This is a genomic window from Bartonella bennetti (assembly GCF_045945445.1).
In the GTDB taxonomy this organism is placed as follows: domain Bacteria; phylum Pseudomonadota; class Alphaproteobacteria; order Rhizobiales; family Rhizobiaceae; genus Bartonella.
In genome coordinates, this window is the sequence record NZ_CP174576.1 from 240167 (window position 1) to 267154 (window position 26988).

Below are 26988 nucleotides of genomic sequence, written 5' to 3' on the forward strand. Positions count from 1 at the left end.
GAATTGTAGGAGAATTTATCTACATTTAATTATGAGTGATAAAACTGAAAGAAAAAAGAATGGCTAATGTTAGTAGTCAATATCAAAGTGATAAAAAGAATTGGTTGAGGTATATCATTGGATTTATCTTTATTTTGGCTATCATATTTGTTGGGGGATTTTATATAGTAAAACCCTATCTAGATAGCTTTATAAAAAAAGAAATGGTTCGTCATTCTATCTATGCTGAAACATCGGGGGTTAGTATTGTAGGAAAAGTTAATTTAACAAATGTTATTTTACCAACTCCTACAGGTATATCACTGAAAATTGGTGCTATTTCAGCTCGTCCTCCTATTGCCTTCATTCCAGGAAGTTTCACACTCTATAATGTTGATTTAAAATATGATAATATTCATTTAAAAATACCAAAAATGTTTATTAGTAGTGTATCTTTAAAGGAAAAAGATATCACAATTAAATCTCCTATTTTTCAACCACTTATGCGTCTTAATATTGCATCAATTTCTGCACCAGATCTATTTTTTTTCATAAACGGTGGTAATAAATCAACTGACAAAATAAGCATAAAGAACTTTCAGATTGCAGATTTTAAAAATGGTCACATTCGTTCTATTGGTATCGACAATATAACAACGAACATTAATCTTGTATCAACGGTTGCAAATGATACTCAAAAAATACATTTAATCGTTAAAAGTGATGCAATTAAAGCCTATAATATCAATGTTGATTATGCTCACTCTATTATTTTTGGTACAAGTAAAACGAAGAAAAGTAAGACTGTTGTTGGGTCAATTATGTTGGATAATATGATGGTTGATCTCTTTCGAGAAAACAATAAAAATACTTCTTTTTCTCTTGGCAAGTTTAAAGCATCTTGTTTGAAAATGAAACCAATGACTCATTCCCCTGAGCAACTTATCAAAGCCTACCTTAATGCAAAAAAGATAAATAATCATGAAGATATAAAAGCAGTATGGAACGCAGCTCTCTTAGATAGTTTTTCAGCGATAACTTCTATTAATGTTATCATGGATAAAGCAACAGTTGATATGCCACAGCTTAAAACAAAACTTGATTCATTTGAATTAAGACCAAGTCAATGGCAGCAATCCATACCTCAGAAACTTTTGCTTTCTCTCAATGGTCTTTCGATTTTATCTAAAAAAATGGAAAAAAATGACTTAGATTTTCTTAAAAAAATGAATTTTGAAGATTTTAATCTTTCAGGAAGGATTGATGTTGCATATAATGAAGAAAAGCGTACACTTTTGCTAAATGCGATATCTTTTAATATAAAAGATATCGGTTCTGGAAATATATCAGCAAAAATAATGAATATTGATAAAGCATTTTTTTCAGGTCAAAAAGATGCAATGATTTTTTCTGCTCAAGATTTTAGTATACCTGAAATTGATCTGCATTATAAAGATGCTGGATTCATTGATAAGTTTTTCTCTTATCTTGCACAAAATTTCAGCGATAGTGATTATCAGCATAATCTTAAAGAAGAGCTTTATGATTATTTTTATTTAATTGTAACCAAAAGTTTGAAAATGTTATTAAAAGATCACGATGAAGCTGAAAATATTTCGAAATCTTTTGGGGATTTTGCTAAAAATCCACAGACATTAATAATTAAAATGAGGGCGAAAGACAATAAAGGTTTTACAGCTGGGGATCTTAAAAATATTTTGCAAGATGATTTATCAAATATTTTAAATAAAATGAGTTTAACCGTTAAAAATAAAGTATCTTTTTGAAAAACGTAACTAATTTCAAATCTTTGAGTTCTAAATTAAAAAGCTATCGTTTTTCTTTTCAGCTTTATATGATATTATCAGAAATATCATGAAAGTAATCTATAAACAAAATATATATTAGAAAATTGTTGATATTTGGAGTTGTTTTATGCCTAATTTATCATCAAATCGCTTACCTAATCGTGCTTCTATTGTAACTAAGCGAGCACTTTCTGCTATTGAAGGTTTTCTCCATATAGAAGCTCTTAGTGGTATTATTCTGTTGGTTGCAGCAACTGCAGCTCTTATTTTTGCCAATTCTAAATATATTTCTCTTTATGAAGCATTTTGGCACACATCCCTTGGTTTTAATTTTGGCCATTTTAATCTTTCATGGGATCTACATTTTTGGGTTAATGATGTTCTTATGACTGTATTTTTTCTTGTAGCAGGAATGGAAATTCGGCGAGAAATTCACGAAGGAGCTCTTGCAAATTTCAAACAAGCAGTTTTGCCAATTGTCGCAGCAATAGGAGGTGTTTGTTTCCCTGCGATTATTTATCTTAGCTTCAACTTAAATGGTGGACACACTTATGGTTGGGCTGTACCAACTGCCACTGATATTGCGTTTGCTTTAGGGATTCTTGCTCTTCTTGGAAAAGCCATACCTTCTAATCTTCATATTATTCTTTTATCATTAGCCATTATTGATGATATCATTGCTGTTTTAATCATTGCCTTTTTTTATTCGACCGACCTTGATCCTAGTGGTTTAGCTATCGCATCAGCAGGTATTGCATTGGTTTTATTTTTTCAGTGGATTGGATTTGCATCAGCATGGCTTTATATTGTACCAGGTGCAATTATTTGGTGGGGGTTGATGGTAACAGGGGTTCATCCATCACTTTCTGGTGTAGTTTTAGGCATGATGACTCCAGTTTTTCCTACTCGTCATCTTGTAGCTCCACTTACAATGCTCAACAATGCGGTAAAATCTCTTCAAGAAAAAAATACTGTCAAAGATCTACACCACACATTAAAAAAAGTACGTAAAGGACAACGTGATATAATTGCGCCTGTAATTCGTGTTCAAAAAGCACTACATCCATGGGTAGCTTACGGTATAATGCCAGTTTTTGCTTTTGCAAATGCTGGCGTTAGCTTTGCAAATTTTGATCTTTCTTCTAATAAATCATTCTTCATTGTTTTCGGTATTATTATTGGATTATTTGTTGGTAAACCACTTGGTATTATTACTGCTAGTTATCTTGCTGTAAAATCAGGTCTTTGTCGTTTTCCACCCAACATGACGTGGGGAGGAATTTTACTGATTGGATTTTTAGCAGGCATTGGTTTTACAATGTCTATTTTTGTTTCAATGCTTGCTTTTAAAGATGTTGTTCAACTTGATTCTGCGAAAATTGGTGTACTTTGCGGATCTGGTTTATCTGCTTTTATCGGCCTTGGATATGGTCTCTTTTATATCAAAAAACATAAAAAAGTACATGATAAATTTTAATAAAGAAAATAATGATTAAATTTTAACCACATCCTTTAAAAGGGGGGTGGTTTATTTAACTTATATATAATTTTCTCATAATCCTAAAAGACATAATAGTTAACTTTCGCAGGTGAGAGTACAATCCGACTGCATAGGATAACAATTAAACTTATAAATTGCATAAACTTAAAACATTCCAAGTATGTAAAACATAATAAGAATAAAATTCAATAGCTACATTTTTCTTTATTTGGTGAACAATACGCCCAAGTTATATTGCAAGATTCATATTTAGAAGTATGCATTTTACAATGTAGAAATGTAAAAAAGTGAGGGTGCAATAGTTTTGTGTTTTTCTGCAAAGTTAAAAACTGTTTTTCTTATACTTTTTCTTATTTTTTTTTGGAAGAAAACTTTGTTGTGAAGCGATAATATTGAGTTTAGCTATTCGAATCTAAAAACATTAATGCATTAGCTTATATTCGAAAAATCTAGAAACATGAAGCTGATATTATAATTCAAAATTAGATATTTTATATTATATCAAGGATAGGAGAGTAAAGTTTTCACATTTAAGTTTAGCACAATCGTTTTTTGTTATTTTTTACGTATGAAGATATTATCGAATATATCTACGGTGTATTAAGAAGAGAATAATACGTATATTAAGCAGAGAGCTCACACTTATTCTGAAGATTTTTAAGAGAAAAAATGCTTATTCCTTATCAAGGCGATAAACATTATGTAATGTTCTAACTGCAAGTTCAGTGTAAGCGCTATCAATGAGAACAGAAATTTTAATCTCTGAAGTAGTAATTGCCTGAATATTAATACCTTTTTCCGCTAAAGCCTTAAATGCTGTAGCCGCAACACCTGCGTGGCTACGCATTCCAATCCCAATAATAGAAATTTTTGCTAGGTCACTTTCAGATTGGATAACATCAAATCCAATCTTTTTACGATTTTTTTTAAGAAGTATAACTGCCCTCTCTACATCTGCTGATGGTACTGTAAAAGTCATATCAGTTTTCGAACCATCTTCAGAAATATTTTGCACAATCATATCAACATTAATATGCTCTTCAGCTAAAGGGCAAAAAATCGCTGCAGAAATACCTGGACGATCTGCAAGTCGGCGTAACGAAATTTGTGCTTCGTCTTTAGCAAAGGCAATACCAGTAACAGTTTGTTGTTCCATAATTTCATTCTCATTACAAATAAGTGTTCCAAGGGGGGCAATTGGATTACTGCTACTAATAGCATTAGGATCCTCAAAACTTGAGCGCACAAAAATACGAACTTTATGAACCATAGCTAGTTCAACAGAACGAACCTGTAAAACTTTTGCTCCAAGAGAAGCCATTTCAAGCATTTCTTCAAAAGTTATTTTTGGTAAACGGCGCGCTTTAGGTTCAACACGTGGGTCGGTTGTATAGACGCCATCAACATCTGTATAAATATCACAACGATCAGCTTTTAAAGCTGCTGCCATTGCAACAGCACTTGTATCTGAGCCACCACGCCCTAAAGTAGAAATTCGATTGCCTGGAGCTAAACCCTGAAAACCAGCTATAACGGCTACCTCACCTTCCTGAAAACGCTGTATCAAAAAGGATCCATCAATATCTGTAATTCGCGCACTACTATGAGCACTGTCGGTATGAATAGGAATTTGCCAACCAAGCCATGAACGTGCATTTACTCCCATTGACTGAAGTGTAATAGCCAATAAACCAGCTGTTATCTGTTCACCAGAAGCAACAACTACATCATATTCATAAGTATCATGCAACGGTGCAATATCATGCGCCCATTGTACAAGTTGATTAGTTGTACCAGCCATTGCTGATACGACCACTGCAATTTCATTGCCTATATCTACTTCCCTTTTAACGTGCTGTGCAACATTACGAATACATTTAATGTTTGCTACAGATGTTCCACCAAATTTCATTACAATACGCATTATTTATGACACTCTTATAATTTTTATTTTAATTAACAATGAGAATAAAGCTTTATACTGTATCAAGTTTCTATTTTGAAATAACTAATATCTATTATTTTCACAAGTCTGATATGTTTGTGTTAATTTGTGCATGGCTTTAGAAAGAATTCATATGACTTGATAAGCTAAATAAAAGGAGAGCGATATGATAAATGGAACGCGTACAACGATTGATCAGAGTGAAATTGATCATTTTTCGCGTATTGCTGATGAGTGGTGGGATCCACAAGGAAAATTTCGACCACTTCACAATTTTAATCCAACACGCCTTGCATATATTAAGGAAAAAATCTGTTTGACATTTGATCGTGATCCCATTTCACTCATGCCCTTTGAGGGTTTGAGAATTCTTGATATCGGCTGTGGAGGTGGTTTATTATGTGAGCCAATGGCACGCCTTGGAGCCACTGTCACAGGAGTTGATGCTGCACAAATGAATATTGAAGTCGCAAAAATTCATGCAATTCAAAGTGGCCTTTCAATTGATTATCGCACCGCTACTGCAGAAGTCCTTGTAAATAAAGGTGAACAATTTGATGTAATTCTTAATATGGAGGTTGTTGAACATGTTGCGAATGTTGATCTTTTTATAGAGGCTACGGCTAAAATGGTTAAACCGCAAGGGCTCATGTTTGTTTCAACACTAAACCGTACATGGAAAGCATGGGGACTTGCCATTGTAGGTGCTGAATATATCTTAAAATGGCTTCCTAAAGGGACACATGACTATAAAAAATTTTTAAAACCTCAAGAACTTAAAAAATTATTGCGCACAAATTCTTTAGTTATCATTGATGAACTTGGTCTTACTTATAATCCATTAACTAATAGTTGGAACTACTCATGCGATATGGATGTTAATTATACACTTCTTGCAAAACGGTTTTAATAAGTACATTAGAGTAAATAGTTATTGAAAATCTTTCAACAGAGAATCAAGAGTGCCTTCAGTATCTAAAGCATAAAGATCATCGCATCCCCCAACATGATAATCTCCTATAAAAATTTGCGGAAATGTATTACGTCCATTTGCTCGTTGCACCATTTGTTGGCGAAGAGAAGTTGATGCATCAATATCAGTATATTTCACTCCTTTTTGATCAAGTAAAGTACGTGCTTTTATACAATATGGACAATTAGGACGTGTATAAATTGTAATTTCTTTCATAATATTCTCCAATGCTTTTTGTATCATACATGTTAAATAAATTTTTAAAAATAAGGCAAAGCAAAATTGTCTTTTAAGACACGCGAAAATGTCAATACATTAACCTGTCGTGTACCTGCATGTTTTAGTGTTTTAGCTGCTGCAGTAACTGTTACGCCTGTTGTCAAAACATCATCAATAAGCAAAATAGAGCGTCCCTTTAGATATTTTTTAACTTCATTAGGCACTTTAAAAGCATTCTGCACATTCATTTTTCGTTCTTTAGCAGATAAACCAACCTGTGGACGTGTGTACCGATAACGCACAAGCCAACCAGGCTTAAAAGGTTTTTTCTGTTTTGCTGCAATATAACGAGCCAGCTCAGCAGATTGGTTATAACGTCTCGCAAAAAAACGACGAGAATGTAAAGGAATAGGGATAATAAAATCACAATCATTAATAATTTCACGTCCAGCAAACATCATCCAATTTGCCATAAAAGATGCTAATTCCAAACGATCACCATATTTCAATCGTGTTGCTAAAGTTCGTGCTAAACCTTTATGAACAACAGCGGAGCGTAAAAATGAAAAGGGGGGAGGATTCTGAATGGCTTCGCCGCTAAGAAATCTTTCTCCTATATCATACGCAAAAGGAGTTCCCATAACGGGACAATAAGGCTTTGTGATAAATTGAAGATCTTTCCAACAATCAGAACAAACTGTTCCATAAGCGGAAGTCATTCTTTTACATCCATGACAGATTGGCGGATATAAAACTTTTAGTAAGTGCTCGATAAGTTTATACAATATATCACCAATAGTAAAAAATATCTTTAAAGTATTTTAACTAAGTTATCAATTTTCTATAGTAATCAAAAAAATCATATTTCAAAAGAGTTAAATTTAGTTTTCCAGCTGCTTGTTTCTTTTGTAAAATCGTTTTTCTTTTTTTATGTTATAAATTGATATAGCATAGGTGAAATAATCCTATTATAAATCATATAATCTCGTAAATTAACAGTGCTATAAGATATGTCTCATCCTTTGATTTTTGATTACAGTTGTATTGAGCAATTTCGTCAACGTGCTTTCAAAAGAGCAAAAAAAGGATGTGATTTTTTGCTTTCTTATGTTGTTGATGATCTCTACAAACGTCTCAATGCTGTTAATCGTAATTTTACATTAGCTTTAGATTTACACGGTCATACAGGTCTTGCGGTGCAAACTTTAAAAAAATCTGGTAAAATTGCTTCTATAGAACGTGTTGAAACCAATATTCTTTACCAAAATGATGACAATCCATTTCATTTACGCCATCGAGAGTTGCTTGATTTGCCTCAACATTATTGTGACCTTATTGTTTCTCTTCTTTCTTTACAGTTAACTAATGATATTCCTGGTGTTCTCAGTCAAATAAAAAATATTCTTAAACCAGATGGTTTATTTCTTGCTGTTATGGCTGGAGCTGGTACGTTAAGAGAATTACGTGAAAGTTTGCTACAAGCTGAAAATAAAATTTACGGTGGTGTTAGTCCAAGAATTTATCCTTTTGCAGATATTCGCGATGCAGGGGCTCTCTTACAGCGTGCCGGTTTTGCTATGCCTGTGGTAGATGTTGAAGATATCACCATACGTTATAATACGATGTTTGATCTCATGTATGATCTGAAAGCTATGGGAATGCAAAATGCACTTATTAGCCGTTCTCGACGTCCTGTATCTAAGCGATTTTTCTTTCTCGCTAACGAAATTTATGCAAAAAAATTCAGTGATCCCGACGGTCGTATTCGTGCACATTTTTCTTTTCTTTGGCTCTCCGGTTGGGCTCCTGACCAAAAACAACAAAAGCCAATACCTCCAGGATCAGCTCAAATATCTCTTGTAGATTTTTTAAAGAAATAACATGCTAATATGTAAAAATAATCCATCATTTGTTATATTAAATTAAAGCTAAAAAAGTAAAATTTCTTTATTTTAAGATCAAAAGCCACTTATTCACATGTTACTAAAGGAATTAATGGGAGAATAAAATTGTTTGAGCAATTATTTTATAGCTTTTCTCTTAAGATATTTGGTGCAGAAAGTATTGAAAATAAAAGACATGCATTATGATTTTTTTATCAAGAAGTACATTAGATTTTAGACTGTAATTTTGAGAAATCTGCAACACGTTGTGTAACTATGCGAATACGTTCAAGAAGAGCAAAACGATTGGCTCTAATATTTATATTGTCATCATTTACAAATACTTTTTCAAAGAATGCGTTAATAGGCTTTTTGAGGAGTGCTAAACTATTCAGTACAGATGATAATTCTGCTACGTGAATATGATCCGCAATCTTTTTTTCTGTTTCAATCGTTGCTTGATAAAGCTGTTTTTCTTCTGTTTCAATAAAAAGCTCAGGTTTAACTTTGTTTATTATTGCTGTTCCTTTTTTGATTTCATTTTCAAGAATATTGATGGCGCGTTTTACTGCAATTAAAAGACTATCTCCATCATGGGTATTGATAAAAAAGGTAAGTGCTTCAACTCGGCGCTTAATGAATAAAATATCATCGTCATCTTTTGTTAAAACGGCTTCAATAATATCATGGCGCGCTCCCTCATCTTTAAGATAACCTTTTAGTCGTTCATGAAAAAATGCTAACAAGTCTAATATGATATTTTCTTTTTTTTCTACAGACATGTTTTGAAGTTGTACAGATTCTATTTCAGATGTTGCATACTTAATTTTTTGTTGTAATAAACAATTCATTGCCTGATGAAACAGCGGTATAAGGTTTATTTTCCAATCATTTAAAAGTATAAGCTTGATAACTCCCAATGCTGCTCTTCTTAATGCATAGGGATCTTTTGAGCTCGTTGGTTTTTCATTAATGAACCAAAAACCAATGAGTGTATCAATTTTATCAGCTAATGCGACTGTTATCGCAATAGGCTCAGATGGGATACGATCTTTAGGTCCTAGAGGCTTATAGTGGTCTTCAATGGCTTTAGCTACACGAGGATCTTCTCCTTGAAGTAATGCGTACTTTCGTCCTATCAGTCCTTGCAATTCAGGAAATTCACCAACAATTTCCGTTTGTAAATCAGCTTTTGCTAATACTGCTGCACGTTTAGCCAATATAGAATTTGCTTGTGCTAAGGGCGCGATTGTTTGTGTTAAAGTAGCAATTCTTTCTACTCTTGCGCCTTGTGTTCCTAATTTATTATGGAAAGTAACATTCAAATAATCAAGGTGTGCTATTCGCTGATCGAGAGGTTTATTTAAATCAAGATCGAGTTTCTTAGCCGAAGATTCTAAACGCGTAATGTTGGGTAAATTACACTGATCTGTTTTCCAAAAATAGAGTGCATCAGAAAGACGGGCATGTACAACTTTACTATTTCCCTTAGAAATTTCTACTCCTTTGTCACTGGCAAGGATATTAGCAACAAGAATGAAGTGATTAGAGAGTTTGCTCTTTTCACCTCTTTTGTGTGTTACAAAGCATTTTTGATGCGTTTGAATGGTCAAGCGAATAATTTCTGGAGGAATATTGAGAAAAGTTTTGTCGAAATTACCCATGAGGACAACAGGCCATTCAACGAGTCCTGCAACTTCTTCCAAAAGAGCCTTATCTTCAATTAATTCCAAGCCGTTTGCAAAGCAAAGATTTTGAGCATCTGCTAAAATAATATCTTTTCGTCTCTCAGCATCCAAAATAACTTTATGGTTTTCAAGTTGTGTGACATAGTCATCAAAACGGCGTATCTGGATAGGCTCTCCATTACTTAAGAAACGATGACCATAAGTTAAATTATTACTTTTGAGGGAACCAACTGTAAATGGAATAGTGTGTGTTTCACCCATTGCTGGTCCAAAAACACACAGAATGTTTTGTAAAGAGCGTATCCATTTTAAGGCGCTACTTTTAGCTGATTCTTTCCCCCAACGCATCGATTTTTTCCATGGAAAATTACGAATAATATCGGGTAAAATATCTGCGATAATTTCTTCAGCTAAACGACCTTTTTGGGTTATTTTAGCAATATAAAAGTCGCCCTTTTTGTCATCATGCGCAATGTGTAATTTGGAAATGTCATTTAAACCTGTAGCGCGTAAAAAAGCATCAATAATTTGTTGTGGTGATTGTACATTAGGTCCTTTACGTTCTTCATGAACATTTGGCGAACTTTTGGAAAGACCACGTATGTTTAATGTTAACCGACGAGGCGTCCAATAATCACAGGCTACTTTATAAGTTAATCCTGCATTAACAAGTTTATCTATAACACATTTTTTAAGATCAGAAGCAGCTCTGCGTTGCATGCTAGCAGGAATTTCTTCGCTGAAAAGTTCAAGTAGGAGATCAGGCATTATACATCTCCGTTTATGGCTATATTCCCAGCTTCAGTTAATAAGAAAGCTTCACCGCAGCGGCGGGCAAGATCACGAACACGAAGAATATAATTTTGTCGTTCAGTGACCGAAATAACGCCACGTGCTTGCAGGAGATTAAAGATATGGCTTGCTTTAATACATTGATCATAAGCTGGAAAAACACATAAATGGGAACTATTTTCTTTATCGGGTTTTCCAGCGTCAAGAAGTGCAATACATTCACGTTCTGCATCAATGAAATGTTGTAGTAAAAGATTACTATTAGCAAATTCAAAATTATAATATGAGTATTCTTGTTCTGCCTGTAAAAAAACATCACCATAACTTATTCGGTCTGTACCATCTAAGCCGTTAAAGTTAAGATCATAAACATTACTGACATCTTGAATATACATCGCTAAGCGCTCAAGACCATAGGTAATTTCTCCTGAGACTGGTGCACATTCAATACCACATATTTGTTGAAAATAAGTGAATTGAGAAACTTCCATTCCATCGCACCAGCATTCCCATCCAAGTCCCCAAGCGCCAAGTGTTGGGCTTTCCCAATCATCCTCAACAAAGCGTATGTCATGAAGTTTTGTGTCAAGACCGATAGTTTGTAAAGAGCCGATGTAAAGCTCTTGTAAATTTGGAGGAGAGGGTTTGAGGAGCACTTGGAATTGGTAATAGTGTTGCAGACGATTAGGATTTGTACCATATCGGCCATCTGTTGGACGTCGGGTAGGTTGAACATAAGCTGCTTTCCAAGGACGTGGACCTAATGAACGTAGCGTTGTGGCTGGATGAAAGGTTCCAGCTCCTACTTCCATATCGTAAGGTTGTAGAATTGCACACCCATGTTGAGCCCAGTAATTTTGCAGACTTAGAATAAGTCCTTGAAAAGAATACTTGGGATTTAAGTTTGAAGGTAGATTCACTCTTTGAATACCATTTTAATGTTTAACTTATAATTAAAGATCAAAAAATTGAGCTTTATTACTGTCTATTGCTTCATATTGTTATGGTCAAGTATCCTTATTTTTATAGACCAAACTTTATTTTTTCTTTAATTCTTTCCGGATTATCTGGTTCTCCATCAATTGCATGGTTCCATTGAAATATTGCCTCACGTTTACGTCCAACTTGCCAGTAAGCATCACCCAAATGATCATTAAGTATTGGATCACCAGGTTGCAATTTGACAGCGGTTTCTAATGTTGTAACAGCTTGAGGATATTGTTTCAGTTTGTAATAAGCCCATCCTAAAGAATCAAGAATATAACTGTTTTGAGAGTGTAACATAACAGCTTTTTTAAGCATATTTAATGATTCTTCAAGTTTTTGATCACGATTGATAAGGGAGTAAGCTAAATAATTGAGTACTTGCGGTTGATCAGGAACAAATGTAAGCGCTTTGCGAAAATCAGTTTCAGCTTTTGGCCATTGGTTTAAATAATTAAATGCAATTCCACGTTGATAAAAAAGTTTCCAATTATCTCGTTGAAAGTCTGTTATTTGTGCGATAGCATGATCCATGATTTTGATCGCTTCAGGAAAGTTATTTGCCTGCATATAAATAGCAGCCAGAGCAATAAAAATATGGTGATCATTAGGAAATTTTTTCTCTAATAACGTTAATAATTTAATAGCTTCATCGTAATCGCCGTTTTCAGCAAGAGTCAATGCAAGTTGGAATTGTCCATCTCTATAATAAGGGGAGTTAAGTGGTAAAGAACGATAAATTTTAATGGCTTGATTAGAATCACCTAATCTCGCAGAAATTTTTGCTAATTGAAACAGCGTTGCTTCATTTTTAGGATACAGGGCTAAAGAGAATTGTTGAAAAATACGTGCAATCCGTTCTGAACCTTTTTTATTAAGAGTTGTTCCAAAGTTATATAATACTTCACCAACTCCTTGTTGAGGTGTTGTAATAGGATTTTCTATATTGGCTCCTTTTTCAACTTTTTGACGGATATTTTGGAGTGTTTTGGAGCCTAATAATATTTTCTCTCCATATCGGAGAGTTTTTATAGCATCGCTGCGCATATTTTGACGTAATTGGAATGAGGCGTAAGCTATAATAATACGTTCATAGGTATCAGTAGCTGTAATAGCTCCTTGTTGATTATTGAATGCTTGAATAAAATATTTTTTTGCATCTTGTGGACGTTTTGCTAAATCACTCATAAGTGCAAGATGATAATGTATAAAAAGATTATACCAAGAGGGTCCCAAATGCTTTTCAAGATTAGTGATTGCTTTAGTGTGATTACCAGATCCAAATTCAGCCCAAGCATTGGTTAACTGAAATATTGGATTATTATCAGGAGAAGATTTTTTAGCTTGTAGAAGCAGTTGAGTTTCTTTGTAATTTTTTTTGATAAGATTTTCTATTAATAATGTTAAGGAAATGAGTGGTGTAACAATACCTTTTTCTTTTATTTTTTTTGCTTGTTGAGCAGCTTCTGTGAACGCACCTACACTAAGCATTACTTGAAAAATTTCTTTTTGTGCCTCAAGATTATTAGGTTCATAAGTAAGCGCGTGTTTAAAATAATGGATAGCAAGATTCATTTTGTTTTCATAATTTGCAATTCGTCCTGCTAGATAAGCTCCTGTAAATGAACTTGGATTAATTTTTTCATCTGCACTATAAGTGGGCAGTGGCATCAGTATGATTCCTATGAGAATAAAAAAACACGGTACTGCTGCCTTGCGCATAAAGTTAATCCCTCTTAAAGATAATTAATTATTTTTATAGTTTATAAACTATGTTTAATTGTTTTACTAAAATACTGTATTGTGATTCTTGCAAAGAATTAGTTTACGCGTTCGATACAAAAATCGATAATATCAATTAATGCATTTTTAGCAGGATTTTCCTTTATTGAAGAAAGAGCGTCAATTGCACGTTTTCCATAAATTCGAGCTTGCTCTATTGTATCGATTAGACCATTGTATTTTTCTATTAAATGTTGCGCGTGCTTTAAGGATTCATCGTTGTTATGGTTATTTTCAAGAGCTTGTCTCCAAAATGTTTTTTCTATATCATTTCCGCGTGTATATGACAGAATAACAGGCATTGTAATTTTTCCTTCTCGAAAGTCATCACCAATATTTTTGCCTAAATATTGAGTATTGCTACTATAATCAAGGACATCATCAATCAATTGGAAAGCTAATCCTAATGATAAACCGTATTGATGTAATGCAGAGCGTTCTTCATGTCCGTAACCAGCAATAATTGGTCCTATTTCAGCAGCTGCTGAGAAAAGGGCAGCTGTTTTTGCCTTTATAATTTTGAGATAATCTGAGACGTTTGTTTCTATATTTTTTGCGGCGGAAAGTTGCATAACTTCTCCTTCAGCAATTATAGCAGCAGCATTTGATAAAACAGAGAGAGCTTCCAGAGAGCCAACATCTACCATCATTTTAAAAGCCTGTCCTAATAAAAAATCACCAACAAGAATACTTGCTTGATTTCCCCAAAGTATTCGTGCTGTAGATTTTCCCCGTCGTAATTCGCTTTCATCAACAACATCGTCGTGTAAGAGAGTTGCTGTATGCATAAATTCAACTGCTGTTGCGAGTTTTATGTGTTCATCACCTTGATATTCAAACATATGAGCGGTGGCTAAGGTAATCATTGGGCGTATTCGTTTACCACCCGATGAAATAAGATAATTAGAAATTTCAGGAATCATTGTAACGTTCGATTTAGCCATAGAAATGATCAATTGATTTACACGCTTCATATCTTCTTTAGTAAGACTGAAAAGAGGATAGAGGGAGTCTTGTTTTTTTTTATGATTTAACTGTGTGGTGGCACCCAATTTGTTCACTCCTAAAATATTTCAGATAAATATCTTTATAGCATAAAGAGGGATGAGTTTTTACTCAAGTTTTGGTACTGATTTGAAATAAAAGTTTTAATAATTTTGAAAAAATATTTTTTTTTATATTAATCATATTAATTTAAATAGGATAGTTTAAATAGCACTTTTAAAAGTATAAATAAAATAATCAGGGTCATATTAAGCTTTTAGATGCGTAGGGTAAAAAATCATAGCAATGAAACAATAGATGGTTTTCATCGTGGTAAGTTTTATTTAGTACAACCACGCTTACAGGGTCATCGATCTGGTATGGATGCTATGTTGCTTGCTGGTTTGGTTCCTAGTGGTTTTAAAGGGAAGGTTGTTGATTTAGGTGCAGGTGCAGGTGCTGCAGGATTAGCAGTTGCTTCACGTTGCGTTGAAGCTCATATTACATTGGTTGAACGATCTCCTTTTATGATATCTTATGCTCAGAAAACACTTATGCTAAAACAGAATGAGAAATTAGCTAGCAGAGTTTGTTTATTAAAAGTAGATATTACCTTAAAAGGTAAAGAACGTTTGAAAGCAGGGCTGATGGATAATGCGTTTGATTTTGCAATTATGAATCCTCCCTTTAATAGTTCAGAAGACCGTAAAACACCTGATGAGGAAAAGTTAGAAGCACATGTTATGCCTGAAGCAATGTTTGAAAATTGGTTTCGGTGCGCGTCAGCAATTGTTAAACCGGGTGGATATTTAGGATTAATTGCACGTCCGCAATCATTGAATGATATATTATATGCTTTAAAAGGACGCTTTGGTAATGTATGTATAATTCCTGTGCATTCTCATGCTGAAACAGCAGCGATTCGTATTTTGTTTTATGCAAAACGGGGAAGTAGAGCGGGTTTGTCCATATTACCACCATTAGTTACGCATGAGAGTGATAGTCATGTTTTTTTACCACGGGTTAATGCGATTAATAATGGATATATTAGTTTGTGGGAGAGTTTTTAATACTTGCGTTTTAAAATTTATTTCTTAAATTTAGATGAGAGTTTTTATTTATATAAGAATTGTTTTGCTTTTTTGATTTTTTACTTAGGGAGCTTTTGTTTTTATGGGTTGTATAAAGAATTTAATGTCATGCTGTTTTCGTTCTAATACGGTTCAAATCCCTGTAGTAAGGCTCCAGGGGACGATTATATCATCAAATTCGTTGATGTCACGTACATTGTCATTAGCAAGATCTGCAAGCCTTTTGGATAAGGCTTTTTCTTATAAAAAAGCACCAGCGGTTGCTTTAATTATCAATTCTCCTGGTGGTTCTCCTGTTCAATCACGTCTTATTTTTCAGCGTATTCGCGATTTAGCAAATGAAAAAAACAAACAGGTTTTTACATTTGTTGAGGACGTAGCAGCATCGGGTGGTTATATGATTGCTTGTGCTGGAGATGAAATTTTCGCTGATCCTTCCTCTATTGTTGGTTCTATTGGTGTTGTTTCAGCTTCTTTTGGTTTTCCTGAACTTTTGAAGAAAATTGGTGTGGAGCGTCGTGTCTATACGGCAGGAAAAAACAAGGTTACATTAGATCCATTTCAACCAGAAAAGAAAACAGATGTTGATCATTTGAAATCTTTGCAACTTGAAGTTCATCAAACTTTTATTGATTTGGTCAAGGAAAGGCGCACGTCAAAATTATCAGATGATTCAAATATTTTTACAGGAATGTTTTGGAGCGGAAAAAAAGGTGTTGAGCTTGGCTTAATTGATGAATTAGGTGATGTTCGTTCTGTCATTAAAAAACGGTTTGGTGATAATGCAAAGTTGCGCTTAATTTCTCCTCCAAAAAGTTTGTTGTCTTCTAAAGCGCATTTAGGTATTTCTGCTGATACCATTTATACTGCAGTGGATGGTGTTATGATGGCGGCAGAAGAGCGAGCACTTTGGCAACGTTATGGTTTGTAATGAAAATAGTGCTTCATTAAATACTTAAAAAGATTGATAGTTATTTAGAAGTGCTAATAGGAGAAAGAATTAATAATGGTGAGTTTTATTTTATTTAGTTTGATGTGTGCCATAGCTCTTTATAGTTGGTGTGTCTTCAAATGTCATTTTAAATGGGTATATCGATATATTTTTCATTCGAAAGTTGCATTATACGCAAGTGTAAAAGGAGCATTGGTAAAAGATCTTTGTACAGGTGAATATTACGTTCAATGATATCAAATGTACATGCTTCGCTTAAAAAGCGTTCTTATGTATTTACGCCCATTAAGTTGAACTTAGCTTTGCATGTTGTGGGGCAGCGTTCTGATGGCTATCATTTGTTAGAAAGCTTGGTTTATTTTAGTTTTAGTGGCGATTGTTTAACTTATGCGTCTTTTGAGAGTGATCGCTTTATTGTAACGGGCCCTTTTGCTAATAGAATTGCTTCTGACACAGAGAATTTAGTTGTCCGCGCTCGTGATTTTATGCGTAAGAAATTTCCTAACAATGCTCAGCCTAGTTTTTTGCAGCTTGTTAAAACATTACCTATTGCATCAGGTATCGGGGGGGGGTCAGGTGATGCTGCGAGTGTATTATATGTGTTGCGTCGGCAATGGAAGCTTGATTGTTCTTATAAAAAGTTGGCTAAAATGAGTTTAGCCCTTGGAGCTGATGTTCCAATGTGTTTGTTCGCATTGGAGTATCAGCAGCCACTTTTTGTTAAAGGAATTGGTGATGATATAACACCTGTAAAAGAAGCATGTTCTCTTGCAATGGTGTTGGTGAATCATGGTCAATATATTGCCACAGAGACTATTTTTAAAACTTTAGAAAAGTGTAATTATTCTCGTTTGAAAATTGATACATCTGCCTTCAAAACAGTTTTTTCATTGGTTGAATTTTTGCAAGAAACACGTAATGATCTTTTTTTTCCTGCATTAAAAATCGCTCCTCAGTTAGCCAAAGTTTTATATACATTAGATAAAAGTGGAGCTCTTTTTTCTCGTATGTCTGGTTCAGGTGCAACGTGTTTTGGGATTTTTAAAGATAGGCAAGCGGCGCAAAAAGCAGCTTTTCTTATTAAATCGATGTATCCCGATTGGTTTGTAAAACCTATCATGACTTTAGGTACACGATAACAGTAATCAGAAAAATAATTTTTTATCTTTTGTCATGAGTATAGAAGTAATGTTTTAGCTAAGTGCTTATTGATCTAGATCTGCATGATGTATTTATATCTAACATTATAGGCTTTGCTACAACTGAGGAAGATTATTTCGAGTATATGACATTAGAAGGTTTGTGAGTATATCGCTGAAGCATATTAATTGGAGAATTTAAATTGAGAACATTTGCTTCCGGTGATGAAAGTAGTTGAGGTAGCTATGTCCAATTATTTTCTAATGTAGCGCTCCATAACAGTTTAGTGTATAAACATAAACTGACAAAGTTGGATTTTGTTTGAACAAATTTTTAGGTGAAGTACGCTATTGGTTTTAATCGGTTTATCTGAAGCAGTCTTTATGAGTTTGAGATCAAGTATTGTATTTACTATTATGACGGCTCATTAGTTAATGATTTTGTACTTTTTATTTTATAAAATTTAGTGAATTGTTATCCATTATTTTTTTTTATTTTATAATATTTCTCACTTACAATTTGACAGATGATAGTTTTTTATGGGAAATGAGTTATTATTAAAGGGTAATTTTATATTAAGCAGCAGCTTTTTTGTGCATAATATTATGATATAGCTTTTAAAAATTTGTGTGGGGCATGAAATTATTTTAGCTAAAATAGAAATTTTTATAAAAATATTAGACAAGCAATATTGGGGAGGTATTATTACGATGTCAGGGATAAAGGCTATAATTTCTGGTATTTCTGGTATTGTTTTAGAAGATTATGAAAAAGAATTTATTATTGAACATAAGCCTTGGGCTTTTATTTTATTTGCTCGGAATATAGGAACAGCAGATGATCTGAAAGCGCTTACTACTTCTTTACGTGAGTTCAGTAAACGCGACGATGTTTTTATTTTTATTGATCAAGAAGGTGGGAAGGTGCAGCGTCTACGTCCGCCTTTGGCGCCGGATTATCCAGCAGCTAAGATCTTGGGAGAAATTTATAGAAAAGATCAGGATCAAGGGCTTCGTGCTGCGTGGATTATGTCGCGGCTTCATGCTTTTGATTTGATGAGATATGGTATTAACGCAAATTGTCTTCCTGTTTTAGATGTGCCAGTGGCAGGAGCTCATGATGTGATTGGAACGCGCGCTTATTCTCAAGATCCACAAACTGTTGCTGCGTTAGGGCGTGCTGCTGCTCAAGGGCTTTTAGATGGTGGTGTTTTACCAGTGATGAAACATATACCTGGGCATGGGCGAGCATTTTCTGATACGCATTTGGAGCTGGCACGTGTAGATGTGTCACTCGATATTTTGGAGAAGAGTGATTTTATTCCATTTAAAAATTTGGCTGATTTACCAGCTGCAATGACCGCTCATATCGTTTATGAAGCGATTGATGATAAATTACCAGCAACATTATCTAACAGAGTTATTGAAAATGTTATCCGTCAAAAAATAGGCTTTGATGGACTTTTAATGTCGGATGATTTGTCAATGAAAGCTCTTTCAGGGAGCTCATTAGCAAAAAATCTTTCAGATCTAACAATTAAAATTTTTGCAGCAGGTTGTGATATCGTTCTTCATTGTCATGGTAAGCCACAAGAGATGCATATTGTTGCTGATGCTGCTCCATTTTTGGAAGGAAAAGCATTGGAGCGTGTATATAATATTTGCTCTAAGGTTACAACACCCGATCATTCGAATGAAAATGCTTTAAGAGAAGAATTTTCAAGTATTTTAGCTCTTGTTTGAATGGAAGAAGGGAATTTTAATGTTTTTATCCATGATAACATGATAATATGATATGTAGAATTAGAAAATGTTATTTTAAAAGGTCGTTTTGTTGCCTTTAATTTATGCAGAGAATATAATATTAATTAGAACATAAGGATATAATAATATTTATATGACATACATCCTCCTTCAAAAAAATGAGTGTAGATGAATTAAATCAGTCTTAGGGGCATAGATGAAGTTATGGGTAATATTTTTTCACCAACGCATTTAATTGTAATTCTGTTGATCATCCTTGTGCTTTTTGGGCGTGGTAAAGTTTCTGAATTAATGGGGGATGTTGCTAAAGGTATAAAAGCTTTTAAAAGTAATATGAAAGAAGAAGAAGAAAGTACTGAAAATGAGCTTGAAGTAGCTGATTATTCTAAAACAATAGATGTTGCTCAGTATTCTCAACCATTATCAGAAGAGCGTGTGGTAGACTCAAAGAGGAGGACTTCTTCAACTAAGGCGAGGAAGGATTCTGTTACGCGAGGATAATGTGCAAAGTGATTAAAGACGAAATCATAATTTTAGCAATAGTCTTTTAAATGGAGAAGTTGAGTATAAGCGATGTTTGGGATTGATGGATCAGAGTTTCTCGTTATCTTACTTATTTTCATCATCGTGGTTGGACCAAAAGATTTACCTAAAATGCTCAAAGTTATAGCAAGAGCGATTGCATATATGCGTTCAACAGCCAATGAATTTCGTCATCATTTTGATGATGCAATAAAGCAAGCTGAGTTAGATGATTTGAAAAAGATATTGTCAAACACTAGCGACCCTAACTTTAGAAAAGAGTTTAAAAAATCTTTTGATTCAATATATAATAAAAAAGGGGATGTTTCAGATAATTTTGATGTCGATGCTACACTCCATAAATCAGAAAAAGATATAGAAGTCTTTGAATTTAGTACAAATGAAGTCAATCCAGATTTAACAGTGTCTACTTCTCACAATCATAAAATTATCTATAAAGATTTAAAAAATAAAGATAAGGAAAATGATTGTGATTTCTAAAAAAGATGGAGTTGATGCCAAAATCACTCTTCTAGAGCATTTGATTGAGCTTCGTCAGAGAATTATTGCAACTCTGGTTGTATTTTTTATAGCTTTTATTCTGTGTTTTCTTATCAAAGATTATATTTTGAATTTTTTGATATGGCCTTATCAGTGGGCGATGAAGATATCAGGTGATTATCCTGGAAATATTCGTCTTCAGTCAACACAAGTGTGGGAGACTTTTTTAACGAAGATGAAACTTGCTGCGTTCGGTGCAGTTATTTTATCATTTCCTTATACGGCTTTTCAGCTTTATAGTTTTATAGCTCCAGGACTTTATAAAAATGAGCGTCGAGCTTTTTTACCATTTCTTATTACTGCACCAATTTTATTTATTGTGGGAGGAACATTTGTTTATGGTCTCTTAGCTCCACTAATGTTGTGGTTTAATCTTTCTCAGCAGGCTTTACCGGATTTTCGTTTAAAGATAGAGTTTATAGCTCGTATCTCAGATTATTTAAATTTTATGATATCTTTTATTTTGATTTTTGGTTTAATTTTTCAATTGCCTCTTATCATAAGTCTTTTAACGAGAGTTGGATTATTGACAAGTCATATGTTAATATCCAAACGAAAGTGGGCTATTTTAATTTCTTTTATAGTTGCTGCTATGGTAACACCATCAGATTTTTTTACTATGTTTGCAGTGGCTTTACCAACTGTGCTTCTTTATGAGATCTCAATTTTTATTGCACGCTGTATAGAAAAAAACAAAAAATCTTCGTAGTGAACTTATTTTTTACAGTAGGAAATGAGTAGAAATATAATGCAAAAGAGAGATTAAATGCTTGATATTAAATGGATCCGTGATCATCCTGAGGAATTGGATAAAGCACTTGCAAAGAGAGGCCTTGAACCGCAAGCTAAAAATTTGCTCAAATTTGATCTTGAGCGTCGCTTGTATGTTTCTAAAGTACAGCAAGCTCAAGAGTTGCGCAATTCAGCTTCAGAAAAGATAAGACAAGCTTTAACTGTTGGTGATCAAGAAACTGCTAATCGTGTTAAGGCTGAGGTTGAAGAAGTAAAGGTTTTTCTTTCCTCTGCTGTTTTAGAAGAAAAGCGGTTAACAGATAGATTAGAAGAAGCTCTTTCAGCAATACCTAATATTCCATTAGATGACGTTCCAGAAGGGAGAGATGAAAGCGATAACATTGTAGTGCGCTATTTTGGTACACCACCGACGTTTGATTTTTTACCAAAGCAACATTTTGATCTTGGTCAAAATCTTAAGCAGATGGATTTTGAACGAGCTAGCCGATTGTCAGGTTCACGTTTTACAGTTCTTTCAAGTTCATTAGCACGTTTAGAACGTGCTTTAGGCCAATTTATGCTTGATATGCATGTGGATGAGCATGGTTATCAAGAGATTTCAGTTCCTCTTCTTGTTCGTAATGAGATTGTTTATGGAGCAGCCCAATTACCTAAGTTTTCTGAAGATCTCTTTCAAACGACAGATGGTCGATGGCTTATTTCTACAGCAGAGGTACCCTTAGTTAATTTAGTCAACAGTGAAATTCTTGATATTACAGAATTACCTTTGCGATTTACGTCTCTTACTCCTTGTTTTCGTTCAGAGGCAGGGGCTGCAGGGCGTGATACACGTGGTATGTTACGTCAACACCAGTTTAGAAAAGTAGAATTGGTATCGATTACCACAGAAGAACAATCCTTAGATGAATTAGAACGTATGACGGAATGCGCAGAAAACGTTTTGAAACGCCTTGGTTTACCTTTTCGTACTATAGTTCTTTCTACTGGTGATATGGGTTTCGCAGCGCGTAAGACTTATGATATTGAAGTATGGCTTCCAGGGCAAGAATGTTATCGTGAAATTTCGAGTTGTTCAGTTTGCGGTGATTTTCAAGGGCGACGCATGAATACTAGATATCGTTTAGAAGATAAAAAAACATTGCACTTTGTACATAGTTTAAATGGCTCAGGTACAGCTATTGGTCGTTGTCTTATAGCTATTCTTGAGAATTATCAACAAGCAGATGGTTCAATTATTATTCCGGATGTTTTGCAACCTTATATGCGAGGTATGAGTTATATTACAACTTAGTTTTGTAAAAAAGAATCTAATACTCATTTGCTATTTATGAATGATAACTAATTAATTTAACAATAATTTATTACTTTTTTATCACGCGCCAACTCTTTAAATAGGGCTGTATTATCTTATTTAAATTTTCTTGTTCTGCATCAAAAGAAACTATTTATCTACATATCAAAATGTAAAATGAAAATACAAATAGAACCTTTTTTCACGTTTATGATATTTCTACATATTATTCACATTTAATAGAATTTGAGTTAAAAAACATTTCTCACTAATTCTAGAGTGAGATAATATTTTTAAAAATACTTCTTCTCTATGAAGATCAAGAGAAGAAGCTTATGTTTTTAAAGAGCTACAGCTATCATTTGTTCCTGTTGCTGAGATATTATATCTTTAATTTTTTGTTGGCATTCTTGTGCTTTTTTGACGACATTTATAATCTGACGTGCTTTAACCTTTGGGACCTTAATCTCGTGAGCGAGCGTTTGATAATCATTATGCTTAATCGCTATACGTTCGTGTATTGAAAGACGAGAATTAACTTGACTTAAAAAATCAGAAAATTCTTTATGAAGTTGAGAAGTATCTTGCTTTATTAAAGTATTTTCCCACATATCACTTGGCATATTAAGCAAATGCTGCATTTTATCACTAGGCATTAATACTGCTTGTTTGGCACGTTGTTGTTCTTTTTTATGATCGTAAAGAGTTTGTTTCTGATAAATTTTCACAGAATCTGTATATTTTCTAATTTCTTCACAGAGTTTTGGGGCATTTTTTTCAGCTGTTTTATGTCTTGAATTTTTAAACCACCACTTTTTAAAACCAGCAAATTTAGCAAAAGATTGAGGAGAAATTTCTAGTATTTTACTATACCCTTCTCCGATTTTTGGTTTTTCAATGATTTCTCGTAGAATGCTGTTAAATAATTCCCGGTTCCCAAATACAAGTTCTGAAAGATTTCGAATTTGTTCTGCCTTCTGTTGAATAATAGAATTATTTGCAGTTATAATATTAATGTCATACTGGGTTAGAGGAGCTAATTTTTTTGGAGGAATAAGAAAGTCTTCAGAATTAAGAAAACTTTCAGAATTCTGCGTTTGAGTTTTATTTGGGTTACGATTTTCATAGATAGGATCTATTTTTTCTGAGGAATTGAGAAAATTTTCAGAATTCTGCGTTTGAGTTTTATTTGGGTTATAATTTTCATAGATAGGATCTATTTTTTCTGAGGAATTGAGAAAACTTTCAGAATTCTGCGTTTGAGCTTCATGTGGAGGACTGTCATAGATAGAATCTATTTCCTCTGAGGAATTGAGAAAATTTTCAGAATTCTGCGTTTGAGTTTTATTTGGGTTATAATTTTCATAGATAGGATCTATTTTTTCTGAGGAATTGAGAAAACTTTCAGAATTCTGCGTTTGAGCTTCATGTGGAGGACTGTCATAGATAGAATCTATTTCCTCTGAGGAATTGAGAAAATTTTCAGAATTCTGCGTTTGAGTTTTATTTGGGTTATAATTTTCATAGATAGGATCTATTTTTTCTGAGGAATTGAGAAAACTTTCAGAATTCTGCGTTTGAGCTTCATGTGGAGGACTGTCATAGATAGAATCTATTTCCTCTGAGGAATTGAGAAAATTTTCAGAATTCTGCATGTGCTTTTCATATGGGGTATAATGTTCATAAATATTATAAATGTTTTCGTTAATCCTTTGAATCTCTTGTTGCACGCTTTCCACCTTCTCTACAGTATCTATGATTTCCTGTGCTTTATATTCTGATACATCCAGACTCTCAGCAAGCATTTTATAATTACCATTCCTAAGCATTTTATGCTCGCTTGCTGAAAGACGAAAAGCAATGTCATCTAAAAAATACGAAAGTTCTTTGTAAAGTTGAGAAGTATCCTGCTGTTGTAAAATATCTCGCCGTATGTCACTTGGTTGATTAAGCAGATGCATCACATCGTCACTCAACATTTCGACTGATTGTTCCAAGCGTTGCATTTCTTTTAAAGAACTATTTACCATTTCGTCTACAATGCGTGCATACTCTATAATTGTGTCACTCAATTTTAGAATATTTCTTTCAGCTTTTATACGGCCCGGAGTTTTTAGTCCAAATTTATAAAAACCTGCGAGTTCACCAAAATGTTCAGGATTTTCTCTGACCAATGTGGCAAATGCATGCACAGAATTTGGATATTCAGTAATCTGATTTATCTCCTTATCTAAGACCGTCTTGTTTTTAAACACAATCGCTGACAATTTTCTAATTTCACTTCTCTTGTTTAAAGAAAAAAAATTATTTGCACTTTTGTCGATTGCATATAATGATTGATCGAACACAAGATTAGATATTGTTCGTGGAGGAATTAAATAATTTTCAGATCTTTGTATTTTATTTTCAAGAGTCATTATATTCAAATCCTAAAATTAGAAGATACTTAATGATAATTGCTTGATTTAATTATAATTATTAAACAATATTTTTCATAAATGCCAATCATAGATTGTATCGACTTTATATGCGTAATATTTGTCTATTTTATATTTACAAACTACCCATATTCAACAAAGTATATATAACTTTGCATATAAAAAACTTTTTCACCAAATTTATACTGATGAAATACTTTTTATTAATGTTTCCTTATTTTCTAAATAGCCCCCCCCTAAATCTTAAAGAAAAATTTACAACAGTCTTAACTAGCTATAGCCATTGCTTGTTTGGGAAAAGGCTTCATTAAAGGTTTAATTAAATTACCCGGCTCTTGTATAGCTTTAACCTGTTTAACGGTCTTCACAACCTGTTGTGCTTTGTCTTCTGGAATACCAATACTTTCAGCAAGCGATTTATAATCATTATTATTAAGCATTTTACGCTCATCTACTGAAAGACGAGAATAAACTTGGCTTAAAAATCGGGCAGATTCTTTGCTGAGAGTAACAACTTCAGTAACAGGAATCTTTCCACGCTCATCTGGTGACATATTAAGAAAACGCGTCAAATCTCTGTTAGGTAAATGCACATCTTTTGCAATGCGGTGCTGTTCTTTTCTATGCTCTTGAAGAATTTCCTCCTTAGAAGATTTCAGGCATTCCCCATATTTTTTAACTGCATCGCCAAGGGCTGTAAGATTTCTTTCAGCTCTGTTACGTTTTGAACTGTTTATCCCACATATTCCAAAACCTGCAAGCTTAGAGATAGATTGATGGCTGTACATAATTCTATTAGCAAGCATTGTCGCTGAACTTTCATTCTCATGAACTCGCTCTAGGTAATTAGATAATTTCTCACGCCTTCCAAACACAACTCTTGTTAAACGCTCAACTTCTTTCTTTTGCTGTTGAACAGAAGGACTGCATAAAGCCATTTCTATAACTTTAAAGCTTGTTAAATCAGATAATTCTCGTCCTGGGATAAAAACATCATCAAGTTTGCTAAGAGCTTTAAAGCTGATTGTATCACCTAACTTTAATTTCTGGAATTTATCTTTTGGAATATCATGTTTATTGCATACAATCACAGAATCCTTCGTTTTTATCACAACAGTGTCCAGTTGACGACTTTCATAGACACCTGTATAGGTTTTTCCTGGGATTGGTGTTGTAACAATTCCCTGTGTAAGCTCTTCTATAGAAGACATTCCATTTAGAGCTGTTTTCAAAGTCTTAATTTTTTGTGGATCAGAAGCATCTTCAAACATATGCTTCAGAGGCACTAAATTGTCATTTGCTGCATTAACAATAGCATCTTCCATACGTTTTTGTGTCACAATTGAAAAATCAAGCTTTTGATTCTCAGCTTGAGAGAGCTTATTCATAAATAACCGTTGTGTAATCCCATTGCCATCTACGAAAGGACGTGCATGGGTAAGTAATGCATAGACAGTTGTTATAGAATCAGTAAGTTTTTCCTCTGATTTTTCTTGTAAATTATCTTGAGATTTCTTTCTTTGAGCAAGCTTTTGATTGAGCTCCTCTAAGCATTTTTTGACGTCATTACTAGGTGCAAAAGTAGGACTTTGACTAGCCGTTGACATACTAGCAATTGTGCCATCTGACATTTTAATTGAAGCGTCGCGCGTTTCTCCAGCCCAGTCAAATACTTTTTTAAACAAACGCTTGTGAAGTTGTTTTAGATAAGAGTGATCAAACTTTTCTGGCACTGGTTCTTGATGCACATTAACAATCTGTTTTGCCACTTCATGAGCACACTTTACCTGAAAGCGCTTATGATCTTGTATCCCGAATTTATTTTTTAATATACTATTTCCAGAACCAGAATTAGCATAGGTGTAATTAGAACTTTGTTGCAGTAACAATTGCTCTGCTTTTTTTAAAGCTTCAGTATCTCTTATTGACATGATTATTC

General features: G+C 33.8%; 21 protein-coding genes. 12 read left to right on the plus strand and 9 right to left on the minus strand.

The genetic code is table 11. The features are described from left to right. The first annotated feature begins 59 nt into the window (after positions 1-59). The gene (locus ACJTDF_RS00920) at positions 60-1766 is read left to right on the plus strand and encodes a hypothetical protein (protein WP_407965745.1); all 1707 of its coding nucleotides are present in this window, start codon (positions 60-62) and stop codon (positions 1764-1766) included. 148 nt (positions 1767-1914) lie between these two features. Continuing rightward, complete coding sequence (gene nhaA / locus ACJTDF_RS00925; protein WP_407965746.1) at positions 1915-3264, plus strand: Na+/H+ antiporter NhaA; 1350 nt, start codon at positions 1915-1917, stop codon at positions 3262-3264. A gap of 697 nt (positions 3265-3961) precedes the next feature. Here nhaA and ACJTDF_RS00930 read toward each other — a convergent pair. Beyond that, positions 3962-5215, minus strand: a complete 1254-nt coding sequence (locus ACJTDF_RS00930) for an aspartate kinase (protein ID WP_407966194.1) — start codon at positions 5213-5215, stop codon at positions 3962-3964. Positions 5216-5399: 184 nt separating this feature from the next. Between ACJTDF_RS00930 and ubiG the strand changes: the two genes are divergently transcribed. Then, entirely contained in the window at positions 5400-6143 is a 744-nt protein-coding gene (gene ubiG, locus ACJTDF_RS00935; RefSeq protein WP_407965747.1) for a bifunctional 2-polyprenyl-6-hydroxyphenol methylase/3-demethylubiquinol 3-O-methyltransferase UbiG, read from the plus strand. A gap of 21 nt (positions 6144-6164) precedes the next feature. Here ubiG and grxC read toward each other — a convergent pair whose 3' ends face one another. Further along, the gene (grxC, locus tag ACJTDF_RS00940; RefSeq protein WP_078679923.1) at positions 6165-6422 is read right to left on the minus strand and encodes a glutaredoxin 3; all 258 of its coding nucleotides are present in this window, start codon (positions 6420-6422) and stop codon (positions 6165-6167) included. Positions 6423-6466: 44 nt separating this feature from the next. Then, positions 6467-7210, minus strand: a complete 744-nt coding sequence (locus ACJTDF_RS00945) for a ComF family protein (RefSeq protein ID WP_283772505.1) — start codon at positions 7208-7210, stop codon at positions 6467-6469. Between the two features lie 225 nt (positions 7211-7435). On the opposite strand from ACJTDF_RS00945, the gene ACJTDF_RS00950 reads away from it, so the two are divergent. Then, the gene (locus ACJTDF_RS00950; RefSeq protein WP_407965748.1) at positions 7436-8305 is read left to right on the plus strand and encodes a methyltransferase domain-containing protein; all 870 of its coding nucleotides are present in this window, start codon (positions 7436-7438) and stop codon (positions 8303-8305) included. A gap of 230 nt (positions 8306-8535) precedes the next feature. Here ACJTDF_RS00950 and glyS read toward each other — a convergent pair whose 3' ends face one another. From glyS to ACJTDF_RS00970, 4 genes are all read right to left on the minus strand, one after another. Next, complete coding sequence (glyS, locus tag ACJTDF_RS00955; RefSeq protein WP_407965749.1) at positions 8536-10764, minus strand: glycine--tRNA ligase subunit beta; 2229 nt, start codon at positions 10762-10764, stop codon at positions 8536-8538. Further along, positions 10764-11708, minus strand: coding sequence for a glycine--tRNA ligase subunit alpha (locus ACJTDF_RS00960; protein WP_407965750.1), 945 nt, complete (start codon positions 11706-11708; stop codon positions 10764-10766). The genes glyS and ACJTDF_RS00960 overlap by 1 nt, the downstream gene beginning before the upstream one ends. A gap of 103 nt (positions 11709-11811) precedes the next feature. After that, entirely contained in the window at positions 11812-13494 is a 1683-nt protein-coding gene (locus ACJTDF_RS00965; protein WP_407965751.1) for a tetratricopeptide repeat protein, read from the minus strand. Positions 13495-13592: 98 nt separating this feature from the next. After that, on the minus strand, positions 13593-14606 hold the full coding sequence (locus tag ACJTDF_RS00970) for a polyprenyl synthetase family protein (RefSeq protein ID WP_407965752.1): 1014 nt from the start codon (positions 14604-14606) through the stop codon (positions 13593-13595). A 213-nt stretch (positions 14607-14819) separates the two neighbouring features. Between ACJTDF_RS00970 and ACJTDF_RS00975 the strand changes: the two genes are divergently transcribed. The 8 genes from ACJTDF_RS00975 (at position 14820) to serS (ending at position 22611) form a co-directional block, all read left to right on the plus strand. Further along, a complete protein-coding gene (locus tag ACJTDF_RS00975) occupies positions 14820-15608 on the plus strand; it encodes a tRNA1(Val) (adenine(37)-N6)-methyltransferase (RefSeq protein WP_407965753.1) in 789 nt (262 codons plus the stop codon). 103 nt (positions 15609-15711) lie between these two features. After that, the gene (locus ACJTDF_RS00980; RefSeq protein WP_407965754.1) at positions 15712-16560 is read left to right on the plus strand and encodes a S49 family peptidase; all 849 of its coding nucleotides are present in this window, start codon (positions 15712-15714) and stop codon (positions 16558-16560) included. Positions 16561-16811: 251 nt separating this feature from the next. Then, positions 16812-17720: a 4-(cytidine 5'-diphospho)-2-C-methyl-D-erythritol kinase gene (locus tag ACJTDF_RS00985; RefSeq protein ID WP_407965755.1), complete on the plus strand. Its 909-nt coding sequence runs from the start codon at positions 16812-16814 to the stop codon at positions 17718-17720. Between the two features lie 711 nt (positions 17721-18431). Further along, complete coding sequence (nagZ, locus tag ACJTDF_RS00990; RefSeq protein WP_407965756.1) at positions 18432-19463, plus strand: beta-N-acetylhexosaminidase; 1032 nt, start codon at positions 18432-18434, stop codon at positions 19461-19463. Positions 19464-19688: 225 nt separating this feature from the next. Then, complete coding sequence (gene tatA / locus ACJTDF_RS00995) at positions 19689-19985, plus strand: twin-arginine translocase TatA/TatE family subunit (RefSeq protein ID WP_407965757.1); 297 nt, start codon at positions 19689-19691, stop codon at positions 19983-19985. Between the two features lie 72 nt (positions 19986-20057). Beyond that, positions 20058-20507 carry a Sec-independent protein translocase protein TatB gene (gene tatB / locus ACJTDF_RS01000; protein ID WP_407965758.1) on the plus strand — a complete coding sequence of 150 codons (450 nt, stop codon included), beginning with the start codon at positions 20058-20060 and terminating at the stop codon, positions 20505-20507. Further along, the gene (tatC, locus tag ACJTDF_RS01005) at positions 20497-21276 is read left to right on the plus strand and encodes a twin-arginine translocase subunit TatC (protein WP_407965759.1); all 780 of its coding nucleotides are present in this window, start codon (positions 20497-20499) and stop codon (positions 21274-21276) included. Before tatB ends, tatC begins: the two co-directional genes overlap by 11 nt. A gap of 57 nt (positions 21277-21333) precedes the next feature. Then, positions 21334-22611: a serine--tRNA ligase gene (serS, locus tag ACJTDF_RS01010; protein WP_407965760.1), complete on the plus strand. Its 1278-nt coding sequence runs from the start codon at positions 21334-21336 to the stop codon at positions 22609-22611. A 341-nt stretch (positions 22612-22952) separates the two neighbouring features. On the opposite strand, the gene ACJTDF_RS01015 is transcribed toward serS, so the two are convergent. Next, positions 22953-25028 (minus strand): BID domain-containing T4SS effector, encoded by a 2076-nt coding sequence (locus ACJTDF_RS01015; protein ID WP_407965761.1) that lies wholly within the window; start codon positions 25026-25028, stop codon positions 22953-22955. A 287-nt stretch (positions 25029-25315) separates the two neighbouring features. Further along, entirely contained in the window at positions 25316-26980 is a 1665-nt protein-coding gene (locus ACJTDF_RS01020; protein ID WP_407965762.1) for a BID domain-containing T4SS effector, read from the minus strand. Positions 26981-26988: the final 8 nt, after the last annotated feature.